The 4529-nt window shown below is 56.1% G+C and carries 1 protein-coding gene; it reads left to right on the forward strand.

The features are described 5' to 3' along the window. The first annotated feature begins 142 nt into the window (after window positions 1-142). A complete protein-coding gene (locus HQL52_20030) occupies window positions 143-4486 on the forward strand; it encodes a chitobiase/beta-hexosaminidase C-terminal domain-containing protein (GenBank protein MBF0371730.1) in 4344 nt (1447 codons plus the stop codon). Window positions 4487-4529 lie beyond the last annotated feature (43 nt).

Below are 4529 nucleotides of genomic sequence, written 5' to 3' on the forward strand. Positions count from 1 at the left end.
CCATTCTGGCATGGAAAAATCGTGTCAAGAAATATCGTGCTGCCACCTCATTTTTTTTGGGGGGGCGAGCAGTTACCAACAAACAATGCTTTCCAAAGTTATAATTCTAAATTGATACTTGTGGAGAGCTGAGGGGTGATCCATGAAAGGTGTTTTTGTTCGCTTTATTGGGGCTTTGCTGTTTCTTTTTTCCTCCACTGTCCAGGCTGCCTGGATTGTGTCGGATTCAGGCACCACGGATAGTTTGAATGAAATCGCCTATGGAGATGGCCTCTATATGGCGGTGGGGGGGAGTGGCGCTGTCATTACCTCTGAGGACCTGGAAGTATGGACTCAACAAAGTTCCGGGGAGGACAACGGCCTCTCTACCGTGGCCTATGGCAATGGCAACTGGGTCTCTGGGGGGGGATGGTACCCTTCCGATCAATCCCTCATCTATTCCACTGACGATGGTGTTAATTGGGCTGGGGCGAATGCCACGGAGCGCTATGGCATCACCAGCCTGAGATATATCAACGGCGAGTTTATCGGCACCACCTTCCAGGGCTATATTATGGCCTCGGCCGATGGCGCAACCTGGACGGATCGCGGCAATGCTACGGGCTCAACCGTCCATGAAATCACCTATGGAGATGGCTGGTATGCCGTGGCCGGATATGGCGGCAAACTGGGTATGTCCCAATCCACCTCCGGGCCGTGGATCACCCGAACCCCGTCCTCCACCTCTTCCTATGGAGCGGCCTTTGGCAACGGACGCTTTGTCATGGTGGGGGGGAATGGCGACATCTGGACGGCTACGCCGGGGGGGGAATGGGCTTCCACCACTTCTGGTGTTGATGTCAGTCTGTCAGACGTGATTTTTGCCGATGATCGTTTTGTTGCCGTCGGCCAGGAAGGCACGATCCTCTCCTCTACGGATGGCGTCAACTGGAGCGCCGAAGAGTCTGGGATCACCGAGGAGTGGCTGGGGGGAATCGTCCACGATGGCACACGATTCATCATCGTCGGTCAGGATGGCACCCTCCTGCTGGAAAAGCTGGAAAGCTTGCCGACAGCCAGCGATGACTCTTTATCCGTCACCGAAGATATCGCCGCCTCCGGAACTCTGAGTGGAGAGGATCCGGCAGGGGGGGATTTGACCTTTGCCATCGTCTCCCAAGGTAGCCTGGGAACGGTCTCCCTGACGGGCTCTACAGGGGCTTATACCTATACCCCCACCCCCGACGCCTATGGGGCGGACAGCTTTACCTTCAACGTCACCAACGATACTGGGACTTCCAGCGCCGCCGCCATCACTGTCACCATCACCGGGGTGGACGATTCCCCTACCATCAGTGGCAGCCCTGAAACAGAGGCCTATGAGGAAGAGGTCTATCGGTTTACGCCGGTGGGGGAGGATGTCGATGGGGATACGTTGTTCTTTGCCATCGAAAATCAACCCGAATGGGCCAGTTTCAATACTGCCAACGGCTCCCTTACCGGGCGACCCATGGTGGAAAATGTCGGCACCACCGCCGATATTGTGATCTCCTTGACTGCGGGTGGCGAAACGGTCTACCTGGATGCCTTTGATCTGACCGTAGTGGCCACCAGCCTGCCCACACCTGATGTGGTGACCGGTGGGCTTTTTAATCAGCCTCAGAGCATTGCCCTCTCCTGCAACGATTCGGCCTCCCCCTGCGCCAGCATCTATTACACCCTGGATGGCACCGACCCCACCACCAGTGCCACACGGCAACTTTATGTCGAAGGCGACCCTATTCTTCTTGAAGAGAGCGTTACCCTGCAATATGTCGCCATGGATGAGTCCGGAAATGCCGGTGAGGTGCAGTCCCAGGCGTTTGACATCGATCTAATCCCCCCTTCGCTCAGTGTCGCCGAGCCTTTGGAAGGAGCTATCCTGGATTATATCTATCTGATTGAGGGGGCTGTGGAAGATGAGGGTTCCGGGGTGGCTGAGGTGCGATTGTTGCTTTCTGACGGCAGCTATTTTGTGGAAGGGGACGAGCAGTTTGCAGGCTGGGACGATGATGAGCCGGATCCCTGGCCCCTGGTTGAAGACGATAGCGACGATGGGGATTGGTCGGAGTGGGAATACAGTCTCGGGATTGGGCTGCATAACGGGGACTACACCCTGACGGTGGCTGCCCTGGACCAAGCTGGCAATACCGCCACGGTCGGCCCCTATCTTTTTACCATCCACGACGGCGACGCCTATCCGACAGCCCTCTCCATCGCCTTGACCAGCAATGCCATTCTGCCCGATGAAACCGTGAGCGGTACCGGGCTTCTTCAGCGGGTTGGTTCCAGTGATTCCGATCTTTCCGGTATGACCATTACCTTTACTGTCACTGATCCGGACGGTTCGGTGGTGGCCACGGAGGAAACCGAGACGGACGGTTCCGATGGGCGTTTTGCCATCCCGGAGCTTTCGGGGTTTGGTGAAGAGGGATATTACACCATTGAAGCGAGTTTTGCCGGTAACGCCTTGCTGATGGCAAGTGACGGTTCGGCCACCCTCTATGTGGGGCCTTCGGCAGGCTATGCCATCATTGTCGAGGGGAAAATCGACAGCGAGGAGGGGCTGGAATCCCATAACCTCACCACCAATCGCATCTACAATCATTTTATCGATCGGGGCTTTAAAGGGGATGATATCCAATATTTTAATTATGATACTGACCAGGAGGGGGTGACCGAGCTGCCCTCCAAGGCCGGTATTGAGGAGGCCATCACCGATTGGGCTCTGGCAAAAATGACTGATATTCCTGCCCCCCTTTTCGTGGTCATGGTGGATCACGGCTCCATCAACCGGTTTCATCTGGATGACGAGAGCATCACCCCGGATGAGTTGGATGCCTGGTTGGATACATTGGAGGCGGGGCTGGCGGTTTCAAACCCAGATGCCTTGGCCCAGGAGCGGGTGGTTATCATTGGGGCGTGCTACTCGGGGAGTTTTGTTGAAAGTGTGTCTAAATCGGGCCGGGTGATGGTGACCTGTGCCGCCGATGACGAAGTTTCCTACAAAGGGGCGTTGGTGCAGCCTGATACAGATGCGGATCCTGAAGGCACGCCGGTACGGGTGGGAGAATTTTTTCTGGAGGAGTTGTTTGGAGAATTGAGTCAGGGGGTCACCCTGAAGGATGCCTTTCGCACGGCGACCGAGTCCACGGAGACCTATACCCGGGGGAGTTCATCCAGCGCCAATAGCCGTTCTCCACTGGACGATGGTGCCAGGCAGCACCCTCAGCTGGACGATAATGGCGATGGCGTCAGCTCCAACGATCTTGACGATGCCCAGGTTGAGGATGGTGAGGTGGCCGAGGGGCTTTATCTGGGTGGGGAAGGATCCCATCTGACCAATTCTGCGTTGGTTCCGGCCGAAATCGAGGCGGTGACGGAAACCCTTTATCTCACTGCCACGGACTCTTCCGGGGAGCTTTGGCTGACCACCAACGACGACAGTGAAGTGGCTTGGGGCTGGGTAGAAATCCGTGAGCCTGGCAAGGTGCTGGAGAGTGCTGACGGCACCGAAACAGGGCAGGTGGATCCAGATCTGCCCTGGGAATTTTTGGATTTGGGTTCGAATGGAATCTGGCAGCTCTCTTACAACGGTTTCAGTGATGCCGGACAGTATGAAATCTACTATTACGTTCAGGATTTGGAGACTCTGGATACTTCCCCCATGCAGCGTTCAGTGGTCTATAAAAATCAATCCGGTAACAGCGCCCCCGGCAGCTTCAATCTGACTTCACCCCCGACACTGCCGCAAACAGTTCGGACTGTCGGTGTCTTCGAGTGGCAGGCGGCGATTGATCCGGATGGGGATGGGGTCACTTATAATCTGATCATTGCGACAGACTATGGATTTACCAACGAGGTCTATCGTGCTGAGGCGCTTTGGACTCCCCAGGCTTTTGTCGGCATTTCCGCCGGTCTTGAAGATCTCACCCACTATTACTGGAAAGTGGAGGCGGTGGATGGCTACGGTGCCATGACGACCAGTGGGCGATGGAGTTTTCAAACCGACAACACCAATGATCTGCTCGGGACTCTCACCGGTTACATTTATGATGAGGAGAGCCAGGAGGGGGTGGTGGGGGCCACCATCTTGGCGGTGGGTGGGGATGGCAGCACGGTGACTGCTGAAAGCTCCGAACCCTACGGCGGCTTTGTGCTCTCCCAGCTGCCTGGGGATGTGGCGCTGACGGTTTCAGCGGATGGTTATGGCGATCAATCCCTCTCCATCACTCTGCCGGAACTGGACGCCGTGCAATCCAATATCGCCCTGGCCAAAACCGGCTCAAGCGACCAGAGCGCCACTTTTGCCGATGTGCCGACGGATCGTTGGGGCTGGTCCTATATCGAAACCCTGGCAGAAAATGCCATCACCAGCGGCTGTGATTCAGATATCTATTGCCCGGACAACGAGCTGCAACGCTCTGAAATGGCCATCTCCCCGGTATGCTCCAACAAGGCCTGGTAAGCCCGATAGAGCCTTTCAGAACGCTCCCGGCACTGTTTGATCT

The sequence above is a fragment of the Magnetococcales bacterium genome, assembly GCA_015232395.1.
In the GTDB taxonomy this organism is placed as follows: Bacteria; Pseudomonadota; Magnetococcia; order Magnetococcales; family JADFZT01; genus JADFZT01.

Excerpts from the sequence above, each read along its gene's own strand:
- HQL52_20030 (MBF0371730.1), top strand. The coding sequence starts at position 143 with ATGAAAGGTGTTTTTGTTCGCTTTATTGGGGCTTTGCTGTTTCTTTTT.